A 16,799-nucleotide genomic window follows, 5' to 3' on the forward strand; every position below is an offset into this window, starting at 1 on the left:
CATTGCTAGCTTCGACAAGTTCGTTTCTGGTCAGGGGGTGAGGAGCACCCGTTTCATATGGAACTGAGTTTGTTTTTATCGATGTTAGGTTTTTTATGGGTCGCGGCCATTACGCCTGGTCCTAATAATATGTTACTCACCGCCTCCGGCGCCAATTTTGGTTTTCTGCGCTCACTGGGGTTACTGATTGGCATCATGATCGGGATGCAGCTCATGCTGTTGATGGTGGCCTTTGGAATTGGCGGCCTGATCCTGCTATATCCTTCGCTGCATCTGGTGCTGAAAATTGGCGGAAGTGCTTATCTGCTCTGGCTGGCCTGGAAAATTGCCACCTCGAAGTATGAGAAACTGGACACGGAAAATGCGCCAGCCGCGCCAATGCCGTTCTGGCAAGGTGGCCTGCTGCAGTTGATCAACCCGAAAGCCTGGTTGATGGCGCTGGGCGCCGTTGCCAGCTTCAGCCTGGCCGGTGAAGCTTACCGCAGTTCGGTGATGGCCATCAGTGTTGGTATGGCGCTGGTGAATGTGGTTTCCGGCGTGATCTGGCTGGGCTTTGGCTCGCTGATTGGCCGCATTCTGCGCAGCCGCCAGGCATGGACAATTTTTAATGTCTCAATGGGTATCCTGACCGCGGCTTGCGTTCTGCTTATCTGGCATTAATCCCCCGTCCGGCAAAATAAACCACCGGCAGGAAGCGTGTTCCCCAAACGGGCACTTTTTCTGTCGGTGGTTTTTTTATGGCCTAAACCCGGTTTCTGGTTAAGTACCGCCGCATTTCATCTAAGGACGAAAAGTTATAACAGATAATTTCTAATTACTTTATTGCGATGGTTGCTGTCGGTTACAAAGAGGTTATTCAAACAATAACTATCGGCGGACGAGATCATGACGGGAAAATTCACTTTAACAATTATTGCGGCGGCACTCTCATTGTCAGCGCTTACTGCGCAGGCAGTGGAGGTCACGGTGGCTTATCAAACGTCTGCGGAACCCGCGAAAGTCGCTCAGGCCGATAATACCTTTGCCAAAGAGAGCGGGGCGACAGTGGACTGGCGCAAATTCGACAGCGGCGCCAGCGTGGTGCGGGCTTTGGCTTCAGGAGATGTTCAGATTGGCAATATCGGCTCCAGCCCTCTGGCCGTAGCCGCCAGTCAGCAGGTGCCGATCGAAGTTTTCCTGCTGGCCTCTCAGCTGGGTAATTCTGAAGCGATGGTGGTGAAGAACACCATCAAAACCCCGCAAGATTTGATCGGCAAACGCATCGCCGTTCCTTTCATCTCCACTACTCACTACAGCCTGTTGTCCGCGTTGAAACATTGGGGCATTCGTCCTGACCAGCTGCAAATTGTGAACCTCCAACCCCCGGCGATTATTGCTGCCTGGCAGCGAGGCGACATTGATGGCGCGTACGTCTGGGCCCCTGCGGTGAACGAACTGGAGAAAACCGGCAAAGTGCTGACGGATTCCAGCCAGGTGGGTAAATGGGGGGCGCCAACGTTGGATGTCTGGGTTGTCCGTAAGGATTTTGCGCAGAAGCATCCTGAGGTAGTGACAGCCTTTGCCCGCAGCGCGCTGGCCGCACAGAAAGGCTATCTCGATAATCCGGAGCAGTGGCTGAAAGAAGGCGACAACCTCAGCAAGCTTTCCCGCCTGAGCGGCGTGCCGGAGCAACAGGTTCCCGGCCTGGTGAAGGGCAATACTTACCTCACCGCCCAGCAGCAGGTTGAGCAATTAGGGAAGCCGGTTGATAAGGCGATTATCGATACTGCCCGATTCCTGAAAGAGCAGGGCAAGGTGCCGCAGGCCGCCACCGATTACAGCGATTACGTTACCGATCGCTTCGTTAAACCCCTCGCCGTGCAATAAGGAGTTCCCATGCTGACGGTCTCACATCTTACCGCTCGCTATGAAGGGCATCTCGCACTGCAGGACATCAACCTGTCGATTGATTCTGGTGAGCTGCTGGTGGTGCTGGGACCTTCAGGCTGTGGAAAAACCACGCTGCTGAATCTGATTGCCGGTTTTCTGCCTGCGGAGTCCGGCAGCATTGTGCTGGATGGCCAAGCGGTTACCGGGCCTGGCGCAGAGCGCGGCGTGGTGTTTCAACATGAAGGCCTTCTGCCGTGGCGCAACGTGCTTGATAACGTGGCCTTTGGTTTGCAACTGGCTGGCGTGGAGAAAACCGCACGCCGTGAGATTGCCCGTCAGATGCTGAAAAAAGTCGGCCTGGAAGGCGCTGAAAAGCGTTTTATCTGGCAATTATCCGGCGGAATGCGCCAGCGCGTTGGCATTGCTCGTGCGCTGACTGCCGATCCCCAACTGCTGCTACTGGACGAGCCCTTCGGTGCGCTTGATGCTTTCACCCGCGAACAAATGCAGGAGCTGCTGCTGACGCTCTGGAAGGAGAGTGGCAAAAAGATCCTGCTGATTACCCACGATATTGAAGAAGCGGTGTTCCTTGCCAGTGAACTGATCCTGCTGTCGCCTGGCCCGGGAAGGGTGATTGAAAGGCTTCCGCTTGAGTTTGGGCGACGTTATACCGCTGGAGAGTCCTGCCGTTCCATCAAGTCCGATCCGGCGTTTATCGAGCGAAGAGAATACGTTTTAGGGCAAGTCTTCCAGCAACGTGAGGTCTTTTCATGAGTCTGTTATCCACCGAGAAAACCCTGCCGCGTAGCGTCCGGCTGCGCTGGCCCTTCAGTCGCCAGATCACGCTCAGTGCAGCCACGTTGCTGGTGATCCTCGCTATCTGGTGGGCAGTGACGGCACTGAAACTGATAGCGCCGCTGTTTCTGCCTGCGCCTCAGCAAGTTTTCCATCAGCTGCTGACTATTGCCAGTTCACAAGGATTTATGGATGCCACGCTCTGGCAGCATCTGGCCGCCAGCCTGAGCAGGATCCTGATTGCGCTGTTTGCTGCGGTGATCATCGGCGTGCCGGTTGGCATCCTGATGGGACTGAGTGCAACCGCACGCGGCATTCTCGATCCGTTAATCGAGCTTTATCGGCCGGTTCCACCCCTGGCCTATCTGCCTTTGATGGTGATCTGGTTTGGCATCGGCGAAACCTCGAAAATCCTACTGATCTACCTGGCCATTTTTGCTCCGGTAGCGATGTCAGCGCTGGCTGGGGTGAAAAGTGCCCAGCAGGTCCGTATTCGAGCGGCCCAATCCCTTGGCGGTAATCGCTGGCAGGTGTTGTGGTTCGTTATTTTGCCAGGCGCACTGCCGGAAATCCTTACCGGTTTGCGCATTGGTTTGGGCGTTGGCTGGTCCACGCTGGTGGCAGCTGAGCTGATCGCAGCCACTCGCGGGCTGGGTTTTATGGTGCAGTCCGCCGGCGAATTTTTAGCAACCGATGTGGTGCTGGCTGGCATTGCCGTCATCGCCCTGATCGCTTTCACCCTTGAGCTGGGGCTGCGCGCGCTTCAGCGCCGCTTAACCCCGTGGCACGGAGTACACTCATGAACGAACGACTGACTATTACCGCGCTGGGCCCGCACATCGGCGCTCAGGTTTCCGACATCAACCTCAGCCGTCCGCTGAGTGATGCGCAATTCGAGCAGCTGTATCATGCGCTGATCCGTCATCAGGTTTTATTCTTCCGCGATCAGCCCGTTACGCCACAGCAGCAGCGTGCGCTGGCTACCCGTTTTGGCGACTTGCACATCCACCCGGTTTATCCTCACGCGCCGGGCGTGGAAGAAATTATCGTGCTGGATACCCATGACAACAATCCGCCAGATAACGATAACTGGCACACCGATGTGACTTTTATTGCCACGCCTCCGGCTGGCGCAATTCTGGCGGCTAAGCAGCTGCCGGAAACGGGAGGGGATACGCTCTGGACCAGCGGGATTGCGGCTTATAACGCGCTGTCTGACCCTTTCAAAGTGCTGCTCAGCGGGTTACAGGCGGAGCATGACTTCACCAAGTCGTTTCAGGAGTTTAAGCATCGGGGCAGTGAAGAGGAGCATGCACGCTGGAAGCTGGCGGTAGAGAAAAATCCGCCGTTGCTGCATCCGGTGATCCGCACTCACCCGGTCAGCGGTAAGCAGGCATTATTCGTGAATGAAGGTTTTACCACCCGTATTGTGGACCTGAGCCAGAAGGAGAGCGATGCGCTGCTGAATTTCCTGTTTGCCCACGTCAGTAAACCGGAGTTTCAGGTTCGCTGGCGCTGGCAGGAGAACGATATCGCTATCTGGGATAACCGGGTAACCCAGCATTATGCCAATGCCGACTATCTGCCCCAGCGCAGGATAATGCATCGCGCAACGATCCTTGGCGATAAACCTTTTTACCGGGCGCCTGGCTGATTCTTCTGGGGCCGCGGTTTGCAGCAAATCAGCGCCAGCAAATCTGGTTGCGACCAGAATGCCTGGCGTTGTAGAGAGGCTCATCCCCAGCATCATGATGCCGTAATGGCGACCAGGGACCTTGTCCAGCGACCGAAGTTAAGTTTGCTCCGGCCGCTGGAAGTCTCAGGTGTTTAGCATAGTTTCCAGTTGTTCCTGGGAATCCAGCCACTCCATTTCACACTCTTCAAGGGACGATTTTGCCGTAGCCTGCTGTTGCAAGGCGGCCGTAAGATCGGCTTTGCGGCTCTGATCATAAAGGGCGGAATCGGCCAGTTTGGCTTCTGCCTCTGCCAGCTGCGTGTTGAACTTCTCCATCTGCTTTTCCAGTTTTTCGATCTGCTTACGTAGCGGCTGGGTTTGCGTACGAAGCTCAGCTTCACGGCGTTTCTGATCCTTGCGATTCTGCGCGCTGTTGGCGCTGTCCTGCTTCGGCTCAGCAGCAAAAGTCTGCTTTTGCAGGTCACTCAGCCACTGCTGATAATCTTCCAGGTCGCCATCGAAGGGTTCGACCTGGCCATCATGTACCAGGTAGAGGTCATCCGTGGTGGAACGTAACAGGTGACGGTCGTGCGACACCACCACCAGTGCGCCTTCAAAATCAATCAGCGCTTCAGTCAGCGCCTGGCGCATGTCCAGATCCAGGTGGTTGGTCGGTTCATCCAGCAGCAGCAGGTTAGGGCGCTGCCAGACAATCAGCGCCAGAACCAGGCGCGCTTTTTCGCCACCGGAAAAGCGTTCAGTGTTCTCAGTGACTTTATCGCCCTGGAAACCAAAGCTGCCCAGATAATCACGCAGCTGCTGTTCCAGCACTTTTGGCGCCAGACGCACCATATGCTGCAACGGCGATTCATCAGCCCGTAAGAATTCAAGCTGATGCTGGGCGAAGTAGCCAAGCTTAATGCCTTTCGCCAGACCAATATCCCCCTTCAACGGAGCCAGATCGCCTGCCAGCATTTTGATCAGCGTCGATTTACCGGCACCGTTGCGGCCAAGCAGGCCAATACGTGAGCCGGGAACCAGGTTCAGCTTGATGGAGTTGAGGATGATTTTATCACCGTAACCAGCAGTGACTTTTTCCATCTTCAACAATGGATTAGGCAGGCTTTCAGGTTCGCGGAAGCTGAAGGTGAACGGGTTATCGACATGCGCAGGGGCGATCATCTCCATGCGTTCCAGCATCTTGATGCGGCTTTGCGCCTGTTTCGCTTTGCTGGCCTTGGCCTTGAAGCGGTCGATAAAGCTCTGCAGATGGGCGACTTTCTGCTGCTGGTTCTCAAACATCGACTGCTGCTGCGACAGCTTGGTCGCTCGCTGGATCTCAAACGAGCTATAGTTGCCGGTGTATTCATTCATCGACTGATTTTCGATATGCAAAATCTTGTCGACGACCGGATCGAGGAAATCGCGGTCATGCGAGATCAAGACCAGCGTGCCCTGATAGCTGTTCAGCCAGCGTTCAAGCCAGATCACCGCATCGAGATCCAGGTGGTTGGTCGGTTCATCGAGCAGCAGCAGGTCAGAACGGCAGATCAGTGCCTGAGCCAGGTTAAGGCGCATGCGCCATCCGCCGGAGAAATCACTGACCGGGCGCTGCAGCTGTTCCTGTGAAAAGCCCAAACCGTTAAGCAGGCTGGCGGCGCGAGGTTGTATTGTCCAGGCCTGAATCGCATCCAGTTTGCCGTGCAAAGTAGCGATGGCGTGGCCGTCGTTGATGTCGTTGGCGTGGGCCAGTTCCGCTTCAAGCTGACGGAATTCCCGGTCGCCATCAATCACGTACTCAATTGCCGGAACGGAAAGGGCTGGGGTTTCCTGATTGACCCAGGCCAGCGACCAGGTGCCGGGATAGCTGAAGCTCCCCGCATCGGCGCTTATCTCGTTTTTGAGCAGTGACAGCAGCGTGGATTTTCCGCAGCCGTTTTTCCCCACCAGGCCGACTTTCTGACCGGGGTTAATAGTCGCTGTGGCATTGTCCAACAGCACGCGGACACCGCGTCGAATTTGTAACGATGAGAAGACAATCATAAGCGCCGTAATAGTCAGAATATGTTAAATTAAACCATCAATTTTTTCGGAATCTCGAATTCCGTTGCGTCGAGCATGGTAGCGGAATTTCCCCGCCGTGACGATGATTTGGAGGGGAATGATGTCGCAGCCACCTAAAGTTTTGCTGCTTTACGCACACCCGGAATCTCAAGACTCGATAGCCAATCGGGTTTTACTGCAGCCGGCTTATGATTTACCGCACGTGACCGTTCACGATCTCTACGCGCACTATCCTGATTTCTTTATCGATATTCATTATGAACAGCAGCTTCTGCGTGAACACGACATCATTGTTTTCCAACATCCTCTTTATACTTACAGCTGCCCGGCGCTGCTGAAAGAGTGGCTTGATCGTGTGCTTTCACGCGGGTTTGCCAGCGGCCCCGGCGGCAACGTGCTGGAAGGGAAGTACTGGCGCAGCGTGATCACCACCGGTGAACCGGAAGCGGCTTATCATCAGGAAGGGCTGAACCGCTATCCGATGTCCGACATCATGCGCCCGTTTGAACTGACCGCGCAGATGTGCCGGATGCACTGGCTGACGCCGATGATCATCTACTGGGCACGTCGCCAGACGCCGGAAATCATGAAAAATTTTTCGCGAGCCTACAGTGACTGGCTTGCATCCCCTTTGCCTTATGGAGGTATCTGAATGGAAGGACAAACTCTCCTGACGGCAGGCGTGGTCTATTTATTTGCTGCGGTAATCGCTGTTCCTATCGCTGCCCGTCTGGGTATTGGCGCCGTACTGGGGTATCTGCTGGCTGGTATCGCCATTGGCCCCTGGGGACTGGGGTTCATCAGCGATGTGGATGAGATCCTTCACTTCTCTGAACTGGGCGTGGTGTTCCTGATGTTTATCATCGGCCTGGAACTGAAGCCTTCAAAGTTGTGGGAGCTGCGCCGCTCGATTTTCGGGGTGGGCGCGGCTCAGGTCATCTTCAGTGCCGCCATTCTGGGTGGGCTGTTGCTGCTGACTGATTTTTCCTGGCAGGCCGCGACTATCGGCGGTATTGGCCTGGCGATGTCCTCCACGGCGATGGCGCTGCAGTTGATGCGCGATAAAGGCATGAACCGCAATGAATCTGGCCAGCTGGGCTTCTCCGTGCTGCTGTTCCAGGATTTGGCGGTGATCCCAGCACTTGCGCTGGTGCCGTTACTGGCAGGCGGTGACAGCGGCCATACCGACTGGATGAAAGTCGGCATGAAGGTGTTAGCCTTTGCCGGCATGTTAATCGGTGGGCGCTACCTGCTGAAACCGATCTTCCGCTTTATTGCGGCTTCAGGCGTACGTGAAGTCTTCACCGCGGCAGCGCTGCTGTTGGTACTCGGTTCGGCGCTATTTATGGATGCGCTGGGGCTTTCAATGGCGCTTGGGACCTTTATCGCCGGGATCCTGCTGGCGGAAAGTGAATACCGTCATGAGCTTGAAATCGCTATCGATCCGTTCAAAGGACTGCTGCTTGGGCTGTTCTTTATCTCCGTTGGCATGGCGCTGAATCTGGGCGTGCTTTATACCCATATTACTGAAATCCTGATTGGCGTGGTGGCGCTGGTTTCCATCAAAGCCGGTGTGCTCTATCTGCTGTCACGCATCTTTGGCCTGCGGAGTTCAGAACGCCTGCAGTTTTCAGGCGTGCTAAGCCAGGGCGGGGAATTCGCTTTCGTGCTGTTCTCTGCGGCTTCGTCAGCAAAACTGTTTACCGGCGATCAAATGCCTTTGCTGCTGGTGACGGTCACGTTATCAATGATGACCACACCACTTTTAATGCAGGGCGTTGATAAAATTCTGGAAAGACGCTTTAACGAGGTGGATGAAAACGCAGAAAAACCCTTTGTTGAAGACGATAAACCGCAGGTTATCGTGGTGGGGTTTGGACGTTTTGGTCAGGTCGTGGCACGTTTGCTGATGGCAAATGAAAAGCGGATCACTGTACTTGAGCGCGACATCAGTGCTGTCAGCCTGATGCGAAAATACGGTTACAAAGTATACTATGGTGATGCGACGGAGTTAGAACTGCTGCGAGCGGCAGGCGCGGAAACCGCACAGTCTATAGTTATTACCTGTAACGGCCCGGAAGATGCGATGGAAATTGTGCATCTTTGCCAGCATCACTTCCCTCATCTGCAGATCCTTGCAAGGGCGAGAGGGCGTGTGGAAGCCCACGAACTGATTCAGGCTGGCGTGACGCAATTTTCCCGTGAGACCTTCTCCAGTGCGCTGGAGTTAGGCCGTAAAGCGCTGATGACGTTAGGCATGCATCCCCATCAGGCGTTTCGCGCTCAGCAACATTTCCGCCGGTTAGATATGCGAATGCTGCGAGAACTGATGCCAAACCACGCGGACAGCCAGCAGATCTCCAGAGTAAAAGAAGCTCGTCGTGAGCTGGAAGACATTTTTCAGGCTGAGATGCAGCATGAAAAACGCCAGTTTGATGGCTGGGACGAATTTGAATAGGATCAATTATGCGTAAAAGATTTATTGCGGGTGCTACCTGCCCAAAATGTAAGGCTCAGGATACGCTTGCGTTGTGGCAGGAAAATAATATTGATGTTGTTGAATGTGTTAAGTGCGGCCACCAGATGCGTGAAGCGGATAAACAGGCGCAGGAACAGGTCAGAACCAATGAGCAAGTGATTGGAATTTTCCATCCTGAGTAGCGTTATGCCACAGCTTTTTTTAAGCTGTAACACACAGCGGCATTGAAATTCGTTACAATCGGCCCAAATTAGAGTCTTTCGCGTTGGCAAACAGGTCAACAAACTAAGGACTCAACGTTCTCAACGGTTAGGAGTAATCATGAAAGTAGCTAAAGACCTGGTGGTCAGCCTGGCATACCAGGTACGTACAGAAGACGGCGTGTTGGTCGATGAGTCCCCGGTGAGTGCACCGCTGGATTACCTGCACGGTCATGGTTCCCTGATCTCGGGTCTGGAAAAAGCCCTGGAAGAGCATCAGGCTGGTGATAAGTTCGAAGTGAACATCACTGCCGACGACGCTTACGGTCAGTATGACGACAACCTGGTGCAGCGCGTACCGAAAGACGTGTTCATGGGCGTTGATGAACTGCAGGTTGGCATGCGCTTCCTGGCAGAAACCGATCAGGGCCCTGTACCGGTAGAAATTACCGAAGTTGAAGACGAGCACGTAGTGGTTGATGGCAACCATATGCTGGCTGGTCAGAACCTGAACTTCAACGTTGAAGTGGTTGCTGTACGTGAAGCCACCCCAGAAGAGCTGGCTCATGGGCACGTGCATGGTGAGAATGGTCATGATCACGACCATGACCATGACCATGATCATGACCATGGTAAAGGCGGCTGTGGTTGCAGCCACTAAGTGCCCAGCACAAAAAAACAGGAGCCTGAGGGCTCCTTTTTTTATGCCCTACATTCCGGAATTAGTAATGCGGTGGCGGGGCTTCTTCAGACTGTGACGCGATCATCGAGGGAGCAGCCGATTTCAGCTTATCGGTCAGCAGGCGCATCTGCTCACGCAGACGGGCCATCTCCAGCTCATGATGAATCACCGTTTGATTCAGCTCTTCAAGGGTATGTTCCTGAAAGGCCAGTCGGCTCTCCAGCATCTCCATCCGCTCTTCAAACAATGATTGTTGCATACGCTTTCCTCTTGTTACTGCACTGGCCGTTATACTGGCCGAATGCGGTGATTCTAGCGGGAAAGGCGGGGCTGAAATAGGGATTTTGCGGTTAATTTCGGTCCAACGGTTGAAAAAGTTCTTTCGCGTCTGCATCTCTGTGTTGAAACTTTCGCAGGTGACTGCGGTCGGAAGTTAACTTAGTTTTCATTGCGAGATTGTGTAGCTTCCTCGCACACAGTTATAGTGCAGGCCCTGACCTGTAAACGATTTCCGAGGTGAGAACCTTCGGTTTTGGAGAAATGGATGAAATCACTGTTTAAAGTCACACTGTTAGCCACTACCATGGCCGTTGCGCTGAATGCGCCACTGGCAATGGCTGCCGAAACTACCCCGGCAGCAGCACCGGCTCAGCAGGCACCACAGCAGGCACCGAAGAACGCAGCCTTCAAGAATGATGACCAGCAGTCCGCTTATGCGCTGGGTGCATCACTGGGTCGCTACATGGAGAACTCGCTGAAAGAGCAAGAAAAACTGGGCATCACACTTGATAAAGATCAGCTGATCTCCGGTGTTCAGGACGCTTTTGCTGGCAAGAGCAAACTCTCAGACCAGGAAATCGAGCAAACGCTGCAGTCGTTTGAAGGCCGCGTGAAAGGCGCAGCTCAGGCGAAAATGGAAAAAGACGCTAAAGAGAACACCACTAAAGGTGAAGCCTTTGCCACCAAATTCGCTAAAGAAAAAGGCGTGAAGAAAACCGAGTCTGGCCTGCTTTACCAGGTTGAGAAAGAAGGTACCGGCGACGCACCTAAAGACAGCGACACTGTAGTCGTTAACTACAAAGGTACGCTGATTGACGGTACTGAGTTTGATAACTCTTACACTCGCGGTGAGCCACTGTCATTCCGTCTGGATGGCGTGATCCCTGGCTGGACTGAAGGTCTGAAGCACGTGAAGAAAGGCGGTAAGATTAAGCTGGTGATCCCACCACAGCTGGCTTACGGCAAAAACGGCGTTCCGGGCATCCCGGCTAACTCCACACTGGTGTTCGATGTTGAGCTGCTTGACATCAAACCTGCTGCTAAAGCGGATGCAAATGCTCCGAGCCCAGCAGAAGCACCTGCCGCTACGCAGGCTAAGTAACACCTCTGACCGCCACACAATGTGTGGCGGTTTGCTGTTCCCCTCTTCAAAACCCCCCTTGTTTTTGCGTTCCCCGGCATTTCATGACAAAGGTCAGGACAGGCGTTTCTGATATTTGATAGACTGTGCCTCACGCATTTTCTTCAGAACGAGTCTGCCCTTGCGCCGTGCGACAGGCTCCCATAAAGGGTGGTGTCTTAATGTCTGGTTCAATTTTTACCGGTGATGTGGCCGATCTGGAATTACTGGAACAGCATCCCTTCGTACAAACTGATTTTGATATCCTCAAATCCTATGAAGCGGTAGTGGATGGCCTGGCCATGCTGATCGGTTCGCACTGCGAAATCGTGCTGCATTCGCTGGAAGATTTGAAGTGTTCAGCAGTGAGGATCGCCAACGGTGAGCACACGGGCCGAAAAATTGGCTCGCCCATTACCGACCTGGCACTGCGTATGCTGCATGACATGAATGGCGCAGACAGCAATGTCTCTAAGGCCTATTTCACGCGTGCTAAAAGCGGTGTGCTGATGAAGTCGGTAACGATTGCGATCCGTAACGGCGAGCAGCGTGTCATCGGTCTGCTGTGCATCAACATGAACCTGGATGTGCCTTTCTCGCAGATTATGGCCACGTTTATGCCGCCTGAGACGCAGGATGCGGCTTCATCGGTTAACTTCGCCTCCTCTGTTGACGACCTGGTCATGCAAACGCTGGAGTTCACCATTGAAGAGGTGAGCGGCGATCGCAATGTCTCCAACAACGCCAAAAATCGTCAGATTGTGCTTAACCTGTATGAGAAGGGGATCTTTGATATCAAGGATGCCATTAACCAGGTGGCCGAACGCCTGAACATCTCCAAGCACACGGTTTATCTCTACATCCGACAGTTTAAGAACGGAGATTTGCAGGGACACGATCGCTGATGCGTTACACCTTGCTGGTCACCGGACCGGCTTACGGTACTCAGCACGCCAGCAGCGCGTATCTTTTTGCACAAGCTCTGCTTGCCGCTGGCCATGAACTGGAGAGCGTGTTCTTCTACCGTGAAGGCGTGCTGAATGCCAGCCAGTTGACCTCACCCGCCAGCGATGAATTTCATCTCAGCCAGGCCTGGCAAAAATTACATCAGGAGCAGGGCGTTACGCTGAACATCTGTGTAGCAGCGGCACTACGCCGTGGGATTACTGATCAGCAGGAAGCGAAGAATCTGGCGCTCCCTGCAGCAAACCTGGCTGATGGGTTTCAGCTTTCCGGGTTAGGTGCGCTGGCAGAAGCCGCGCTGACCTGCGACCGTCTGGTGCAGTTCTGATGAACCGTGTGGCGTTTGTATTCAATCAGGCTCCCCATGGCACCAGTGCAGGGCGTGAAGGCCTTGATGCGGTGATGGCAATGTCTGCGCTAAGTGAGGACGTGGCGTTGTTCTTTGTCGGTGATGGTGTGTTCCAGCTTATCGCAGGCCAGGACCCCGAACAGATACTTTCCCGGAATTATATTGCGACTTTTGGTGTGCTTCCGCTGTATGACGTCGAGCATTTCTATGTTTGTGCAGCGTCGCTGTCTGAACGAGGCCTTAATGCCGAAATGATCAAAGTCCTGCCCGCTGAAGTTCTGACCCCAACGGTTCTGCGTGAAGAGCTCGGAAAGTACGATCGGATCATCACGTTTTGAGGAATTTATGCTGCACACCCTGACCACTTCCCCCTTCAAAACCGATTTAACGGCAATAGTGAGATTTTTCGCCGCTGGCGACGATGTGCTGTTACTTCAGGATGCAGTACTGGCCGCAATCGAAGGGACTCGTGCCCTTGAAATTCTGCTGCAAGCCCCTATATCCCTGTATGTGCTGCAAGAAGATGTTGTCGCGCGAGGGCTGTCTGCTCAAATTTCCGCCAGTACAGCCACAGTGAGCTATACTGATTTCGTCGCGCTGACGGTAAAAAACCCACAACAAATGACCTGGTAACTGAAGATATCCTGGTTATTTCTTGACACCTTTTGAGCTCAGCCCTAAAATTCTGCGTCCTCGTTATACCACGAGGCGATTTATCACGTGTTTACGAAGCAAAAGCAAATCCCAGGAGCTATTTAATGGCAACAGTTAATCAGCTGGTTCGCAAACCACGCGCACGTAAAGTTGCAAAGAGCAACGTACCTGCGCTGGAAGCCTGCCCGCAGAAACGTGGTGTATGTACTCGCGTATATACTACTACCCCTAAAAAACCGAACTCCGCACTGCGTAAAGTATGTCGTGTTCGTTTGACCAACGGTTTTGAAGTTACCTCCTACATCGGCGGTGAAGGTCATAACCTGCAGGAACACTCCGTGATCCTGATCCGTGGCGGTCGTGTTAAAGACTTGCCAGGTGTGCGTTACCACACCGTTCGTGGCGCGCTGGACTGCTCAGGTGTTAAAGACCGTAAGCAGTCACGCTCCAAGTACGGCGTGAAGAAGCCAAAGGCTTAATGGTTCTCCGTTAAGTAAGGCCAAACGTTTTATCTTTAATGTCATAATAAACTCGTAGAGTTTTGGACAATCCTGAATTAACAACGGAGTATTTCCATGCCACGTCGTCGCGTAATTGGCCAGCGTAAAATCCTGCCGGATCCTAAGTTCGGATCAGAGCTGCTGGCTAAATTTGTAAACATCCTGATGGTAGATGGTAAAAAATCTACAGCTGAATCAATCGTCTATACCGCGCTTGAGACCCTGGCTCAGCGTTCAGGTAAAAACGAACTGGAAGCATTTGAAGTAGCCCTGGACAATGTCCGCCCAACCGTGGAAGTTAAATCCCGTCGCGTTGGTGGTTCTACTTATCAGGTACCAGTTGAAGTCCGTCCGGTTCGTCGTAATGCTCTGGCAATGCGTTGGATCGTTGAAGCTGCTCGTAAACGCGGTGATAAATCGATGGCTCTGCGCCTGGCGAACGAACTTTCTGATGCTGCAGAGAACAAAGGTACTGCAGTTAAGAAACGTGAAGACGTTCACCGTATGGCCGAAGCCAACAAGGCGTTCGCTCACTACCGCTGGTAACAGCTTCGTAGTTGTTATTAACCCAGCGGGCGTCCCAGTGACTCACCCGCTGGGGTTTACTAACTTAGAACGTCCGAGAATCAGAGGAATCAAATGGCTCGTAAAACACCCATTGAGCGCTACCGTAATATCGGCATCAGCGCACACATCGACGCCGGTAAAACGACGACGACCGAACGTGTTCTGTTCTACACCGGTGTAAACCACAAAATCGGTGAAGTACATGACGGCGCAGCCACCATGGACTGGATGGAGCAGGAACAGGAACGTGGTATTACCATCACTTCCGCTGCGACCACCTGTTTCTGGTCTGGTATGGCTAAGCAGTTTGAGCCACACCACGTAAACATCATCGACACCCCGGGACACGTTGACTTCACCATCGAAGTAGAACGTTCCATGCGTGTGCTTGACGGCGCAGTAATGGTTTACTGTGCGGTTGGTGGTGTTCAGCCACAGTCTGAGACCGTATGGCGCCAGGCTAACAAATACAAAGTTCCACGCATCGCGTTCGTTAACAAAATGGACCGCATGGGTGCTAACTTCCTGAAAGTTGTTGACCAGATGAAAGTGCGCTTGGGTGCAAACCCAGTGCCATTACAGCTGGCCATCGGCGCAGAAGAGAAATTCACCGGTGTTGTTGACCTGGTGAAAATGAAAGCCATCAACTGGAACGATGCCGATCAGGGCGTAACCTTCGTTTACGAAGAGATCCCAGCTGATATGCAGGAACTGGCTGAAGAATGGCGTGCCAAGCTGGTTGAAGCCGCTGCTGAAGGTTCTGACGAACTGATGGAGAAATTCTTTGGTGGCGAAGAGCTGACTGAAGAAGAGATCAAAACTTCTCTGCGTAAGCGCGTGCTGAACAGCGAAATTATCCTGGTTACCTGTGGTTCTGCATTTAAGAACAAAGGTGTTCAGGCGATGCTGGATGCGGTAGTTGAATACCTGCCAGCACCAACTGACGTTACTGCAATCAACGGTATGCTGGACGATGGTAAAGATACCCCAGCTGTTCGTCACTCAGATGATGAAGAACCGTTTGCTGCGCTGGCGTTCAAAATCGCTACCGACCCGTTTGTAGGTAACCTGACCTTCTTCCGCGTTTACTCCGGTATCGTGAATTCTGGCGACACCGTTTATAACCCGGTTAAGTCAGCACGTGAGCGTCTGGGCCGTATCGTTCAGATGCACGCCAACAAACGTGAAGAGATCAAAGAAGTTCGTGCAGGCGACATCGCCGCAGCTATCGGTCTGAAAGACGTGACTACTGGTGACACTCTGTGTGACCCGAACAACGTGATCATTCTGGAGCGCATGGAATTCCCTGAGCCAGTAATCTCGATCGCCGTTGAACCGAAAACCAAAGCTGACCAGGAAAAAATGGGTCTGGCTCTGGGCCGTCTGGCTAAAGAAGATCCATCATTCCGCGTATGGACTGATGAAGAAACTAACCAGACCATCATCGCCGGTATGGGTGAGCTGCACCTCGACATCATCGTTGACCGCATGAAGCGTGAATTCAACGTTGAAGCGAACGTGGGTAAACCACAGGTAGCTTACCGCGAAGCGATTCGCGCTCGTGTCAACGATATCGAAGGCAAACACGCCAAGCAGTCTGGTGGTCGTGGTCAGTACGGTCATGTCGTTATCGATATGTACCCACTGGAGCCGGGCTCTAACCCTAAAGGTTACGAGTTCACCAACGATATCAAAGGCGGTGTTATTCCAACGGAATACATCCCTGCAGTAGACAAAGGTATCCAGGAGCAGCTGAAATCAGGTCCTCTGGCTGGTTATCCAGTAGTTGATCTGGGTGTTCGTCTGCACTTTGGTTCTTACCATGACGTTGACTCCTCTGAGCTGGCGTTTAAACTGGCTGCTTCTATCGCGTTCAAAGACGGCTTTAAGAAAGCAACTCCAGTTCTGCTTGAGCCGATCATGAAGGTTGAAGTAGAGACTCCGGAAGAGAACACCGGTGACGTTATCGGTGACCTTAGCCGTCGTCGTGGTATGCTGAAGGGACAAGAATCTAACGCTACTGGCGTTCAGATTCACGCTGAAGTACCGCTGTCTGAAATGTTCGGATATGCAACTCAGCTGCGTTCTCTGACTAAAGGCCGTGCTTCATACTCCATGGAGTTCCTGAAGTATGATGATGCGCCGAACAACGTCGCTCAGGCCGTTATTGAAGCTCGTAGCAAATAAGCTACAGTTTTAAAATATTGATCATATGCTCTCACCACGGTGTGAGAGCATTAAAGTAAGGAATATCGTCGTGGCTAAAGAGAAATTTGAACGTAACAAACCGCACGTCAACGTTGGTACTATCGGCCACGTTGACCACGGTAAAACTACCCTGACTGCAGCAATCACCACCGTTCTGGCTAAAACCTACGGCGGTTCTGCTCGTGCATTCGACCAGATCGATAACGCACCAGAAGAAAAAGCACGTGGTATCACCATCAACACTTCACACGTTGAATATGACACCCCGACTCGCCACTATGCGCACGTTGACTGCCCAGGCCACGCCGACTATGTGAAAAACATGATCACCGGTGCTGCGCAGATGGACGGTGCAATTCTGGTTGTTGCTGCAACTGACGGCCCTATGCCTCAGA

Annotated in this window: 20 protein-coding genes; 18 read left to right on the forward strand and 2 right to left on the reverse strand. The window is 53.1% G+C overall.

What is annotated here, in order from left to right:
* The first annotated feature begins 57 nt into the window (after positions 1 to 57).
* The 5 genes from WCC56_RS15265 (at position 58) to tauD (ending at position 4,318) form a co-directional block, all read left to right on the forward strand.
* Positions 58 to 660, forward strand: a complete 603-nt coding sequence (locus WCC56_RS15265) for a LysE family translocator (RefSeq protein ID WP_424693196.1) — start codon at positions 58 to 60, stop codon at positions 658 to 660.
* A 225-nt stretch (positions 661 to 885) separates the two neighbouring features.
* Positions 886 to 1,866, forward strand: coding sequence for a taurine ABC transporter substrate-binding protein (tauA, locus tag WCC56_RS15270; RefSeq protein ID WP_424693197.1), 981 nt, complete (start codon positions 886 to 888; stop codon positions 1,864 to 1,866).
* A 9-nt stretch (positions 1,867 to 1,875) separates the two neighbouring features.
* A complete protein-coding gene (gene tauB, locus WCC56_RS15275; RefSeq protein ID WP_424693198.1) occupies positions 1,876 to 2,643 on the forward strand; it encodes a taurine ABC transporter ATP-binding subunit in 768 nt (255 codons plus the stop codon).
* Positions 2,640 to 3,467 carry a taurine ABC transporter permease TauC gene (gene tauC, locus WCC56_RS15280; RefSeq protein WP_424693199.1) on the forward strand — a complete coding sequence of 276 codons (828 nt, stop codon included), beginning with the start codon at positions 2,640 to 2,642 and terminating at the stop codon, positions 3,465 to 3,467. Before tauB ends, tauC begins: the two co-directional genes overlap by 4 nt.
* Complete coding sequence (gene tauD / locus WCC56_RS15285) at positions 3,464 to 4,318, forward strand: taurine dioxygenase (protein ID WP_424693200.1); 855 nt, start codon at positions 3,464 to 3,466, stop codon at positions 4,316 to 4,318. Before tauC ends, tauD begins: the two co-directional genes overlap by 4 nt.
* Positions 4,319 to 4,483: 165 nt before the next feature.
* On the opposite strand, the gene WCC56_RS15290 is transcribed toward tauD, so the two are convergent.
* Positions 4,484 to 6,382: an ABC transporter ATP-binding protein gene (locus WCC56_RS15290; protein ID WP_424693201.1), complete on the reverse strand. Its 1,899-nt coding sequence runs from the start codon at positions 6,380 to 6,382 to the stop codon at positions 4,484 to 4,486.
* Between the two features lie 121 nt (positions 6,383 to 6,503).
* On the opposite strand from WCC56_RS15290, the gene kefG reads away from it, so the two are divergent.
* The 4 genes from kefG (at position 6,504) to slyD (ending at position 9,743) form a co-directional block, all read left to right on the forward strand.
* Positions 6,504 to 7,055 carry a glutathione-regulated potassium-efflux system ancillary protein KefG gene (gene kefG, locus WCC56_RS15295; protein WP_424693202.1) on the forward strand — a complete coding sequence of 184 codons (552 nt, stop codon included), beginning with the start codon at positions 6,504 to 6,506 and terminating at the stop codon, positions 7,053 to 7,055.
* On the forward strand, positions 7,056 to 8,861 hold the full coding sequence (kefB, locus tag WCC56_RS15300) for a glutathione-regulated potassium-efflux system protein KefB (RefSeq protein WP_424693203.1): 1,806 nt from the start codon (positions 7,056 to 7,058) through the stop codon (positions 8,859 to 8,861).
* Positions 8,862 to 8,869: 8 nt separating this feature from the next.
* A complete protein-coding gene (locus tag WCC56_RS15305) occupies positions 8,870 to 9,064 on the forward strand; it encodes a YheV family putative zinc ribbon protein (protein WP_013204149.1) in 195 nt (64 codons plus the stop codon).
* 139 nt (positions 9,065 to 9,203) lie between these two features.
* Positions 9,204 to 9,743, forward strand: coding sequence for a peptidylprolyl isomerase (gene slyD, locus WCC56_RS15310; protein ID WP_424693204.1), 540 nt, complete (start codon positions 9,204 to 9,206; stop codon positions 9,741 to 9,743).
* A 61-nt stretch (positions 9,744 to 9,804) separates the two neighbouring features.
* Here slyD and WCC56_RS15315 read toward each other — a convergent pair whose 3' ends face one another.
* Entirely contained in the window at positions 9,805 to 10,023 is a 219-nt protein-coding gene (locus WCC56_RS15315) for a SlyX family protein (RefSeq protein ID WP_013204147.1), read from the reverse strand.
* 285 nt (positions 10,024 to 10,308) lie between these two features.
* Here WCC56_RS15315 and fkpA point away from each other — a divergent pair, with 285 nt between their 5' ends.
* From fkpA to WCC56_RS15360, 9 genes are all read left to right on the forward strand, one after another.
* Positions 10,309 to 11,145 carry an FKBP-type peptidyl-prolyl cis-trans isomerase gene (fkpA, locus tag WCC56_RS15320; protein WP_424693205.1) on the forward strand — a complete coding sequence of 279 codons (837 nt, stop codon included), beginning with the start codon at positions 10,309 to 10,311 and terminating at the stop codon, positions 11,143 to 11,145.
* A gap of 200 nt (positions 11,146 to 11,345) precedes the next feature.
* Entirely contained in the window at positions 11,346 to 12,068 is a 723-nt protein-coding gene (locus WCC56_RS15325; RefSeq protein ID WP_424693206.1) for a helix-turn-helix transcriptional regulator, read from the forward strand.
* Positions 12,068 to 12,454, forward strand: a complete 387-nt coding sequence (gene tusD, locus WCC56_RS15330; RefSeq protein WP_424693207.1) for a sulfurtransferase complex subunit TusD — start codon at positions 12,068 to 12,070, stop codon at positions 12,452 to 12,454. The genes WCC56_RS15325 and tusD overlap by 1 nt, the downstream gene beginning before the upstream one ends.
* Complete coding sequence (tusC, locus tag WCC56_RS15335) at positions 12,454 to 12,813, forward strand: sulfurtransferase complex subunit TusC (RefSeq protein ID WP_424693208.1); 360 nt, start codon at positions 12,454 to 12,456, stop codon at positions 12,811 to 12,813. Before tusD ends, tusC begins: the two co-directional genes overlap by 1 nt.
* Before the next feature lie 7 nt (positions 12,814 to 12,820).
* Positions 12,821 to 13,108: a sulfurtransferase complex subunit TusB gene (tusB, locus tag WCC56_RS15340; RefSeq protein ID WP_424693209.1), complete on the forward strand. Its 288-nt coding sequence runs from the start codon at positions 12,821 to 12,823 to the stop codon at positions 13,106 to 13,108.
* Positions 13,109 to 13,233: 125 nt separating this feature from the next.
* Positions 13,234 to 13,608 (forward strand): 30S ribosomal protein S12, encoded by a 375-nt coding sequence (gene rpsL, locus WCC56_RS15345; RefSeq protein ID WP_013204141.1) that lies wholly within the window; start codon positions 13,234 to 13,236, stop codon positions 13,606 to 13,608.
* Positions 13,609 to 13,704: 96 nt separating this feature from the next.
* Positions 13,705 to 14,175, forward strand: coding sequence for a 30S ribosomal protein S7 (gene rpsG / locus WCC56_RS15350; protein WP_008457106.1), 471 nt, complete (start codon positions 13,705 to 13,707; stop codon positions 14,173 to 14,175).
* Between the two features lie 93 nt (positions 14,176 to 14,268).
* Entirely contained in the window at positions 14,269 to 16,383 is a 2,115-nt protein-coding gene (fusA, locus tag WCC56_RS15355; RefSeq protein WP_424693210.1) for an elongation factor G, read from the forward strand.
* 70 nt (positions 16,384 to 16,453) lie between these two features.
* A partial coding sequence (locus WCC56_RS15360) for a GTP-binding protein (protein WP_424693211.1) occupies positions 16,454 to 16,799 on the forward strand: 346 nt, incomplete at its 3' end.

It is taken from the genome of Erwinia sp. (genome assembly GCF_049696395.1).
Lineage (GTDB): Bacteria > Pseudomonadota > Gammaproteobacteria > Enterobacterales > Enterobacteriaceae > Erwinia.

What these genes read in the sequence shown, in the direction of transcription:
- tauC (WP_424693199.1), top strand. Translation starts at nt 2,640, where the DNA reads ATGAGTCTGTTATCCACCGAGAAAACCCTGCCGCGTAGCGTCCGGCTG.
- rpsG (WP_008457106.1), top strand. Translation starts at nt 13,705, where the DNA reads ATGCCACGTCGTCGCGTAATTGGCCAGCGTAAAATCCTGCCGGATCCT.
- tauA (WP_424693197.1), top strand. Translation starts at nt 886, where the DNA reads ATGACGGGAAAATTCACTTTAACAATTATTGCGGCGGCACTCTCATTG.
- kefB (WP_424693203.1), top strand. Translation starts at nt 7,056, where the DNA reads ATGGAAGGACAAACTCTCCTGACGGCAGGCGTGGTCTATTTATTTGCT.
- rpsL (WP_013204141.1), top strand. Translation starts at nt 13,234, where the DNA reads ATGGCAACAGTTAATCAGCTGGTTCGCAAACCACGCGCACGTAAAGTT.
- WCC56_RS15305 (WP_013204149.1), top strand. Translation starts at nt 8,870, where the DNA reads ATGCGTAAAAGATTTATTGCGGGTGCTACCTGCCCAAAATGTAAGGCT.
- tusB (WP_424693209.1), top strand. Translation starts at nt 12,821, where the DNA reads ATGCTGCACACCCTGACCACTTCCCCCTTCAAAACCGATTTAACGGCA.
- fkpA (WP_424693205.1), top strand. Translation starts at nt 10,309, where the DNA reads ATGAAATCACTGTTTAAAGTCACACTGTTAGCCACTACCATGGCCGTT.
- tusC (WP_424693208.1), top strand. Translation starts at nt 12,454, where the DNA reads ATGAACCGTGTGGCGTTTGTATTCAATCAGGCTCCCCATGGCACCAGT.
- tauD (WP_424693200.1), top strand. Translation starts at nt 3,464, where the DNA reads ATGAACGAACGACTGACTATTACCGCGCTGGGCCCGCACATCGGCGCT.
- WCC56_RS15315 (WP_013204147.1), bottom strand. Translation starts at nt 10,023, where the DNA reads ATGCAACAATCATTGTTTGAAGAGCGGATGGAGATGCTGGAGAGCCGA.
- slyD (WP_424693204.1), top strand. Translation starts at nt 9,204, where the DNA reads ATGAAAGTAGCTAAAGACCTGGTGGTCAGCCTGGCATACCAGGTACGT.
- WCC56_RS15265 (WP_424693196.1), top strand. Translation starts at nt 58, where the DNA reads ATGGAACTGAGTTTGTTTTTATCGATGTTAGGTTTTTTATGGGTCGCG.
- kefG (WP_424693202.1), top strand. Translation starts at nt 6,504, where the DNA reads ATGTCGCAGCCACCTAAAGTTTTGCTGCTTTACGCACACCCGGAATCT.
- tauB (WP_424693198.1), top strand. Translation starts at nt 1,876, where the DNA reads ATGCTGACGGTCTCACATCTTACCGCTCGCTATGAAGGGCATCTCGCA.
- WCC56_RS15290 (WP_424693201.1), bottom strand. Translation starts at nt 6,382, where the DNA reads ATGATTGTCTTCTCATCGTTACAAATTCGACGCGGTGTCCGCGTGCTG.
- fusA (WP_424693210.1), top strand. Translation starts at nt 14,269, where the DNA reads ATGGCTCGTAAAACACCCATTGAGCGCTACCGTAATATCGGCATCAGC.
- tusD (WP_424693207.1), top strand. Translation starts at nt 12,068, where the DNA reads ATGCGTTACACCTTGCTGGTCACCGGACCGGCTTACGGTACTCAGCAC.
- WCC56_RS15325 (WP_424693206.1), top strand. Translation starts at nt 11,346, where the DNA reads ATGTCTGGTTCAATTTTTACCGGTGATGTGGCCGATCTGGAATTACTG.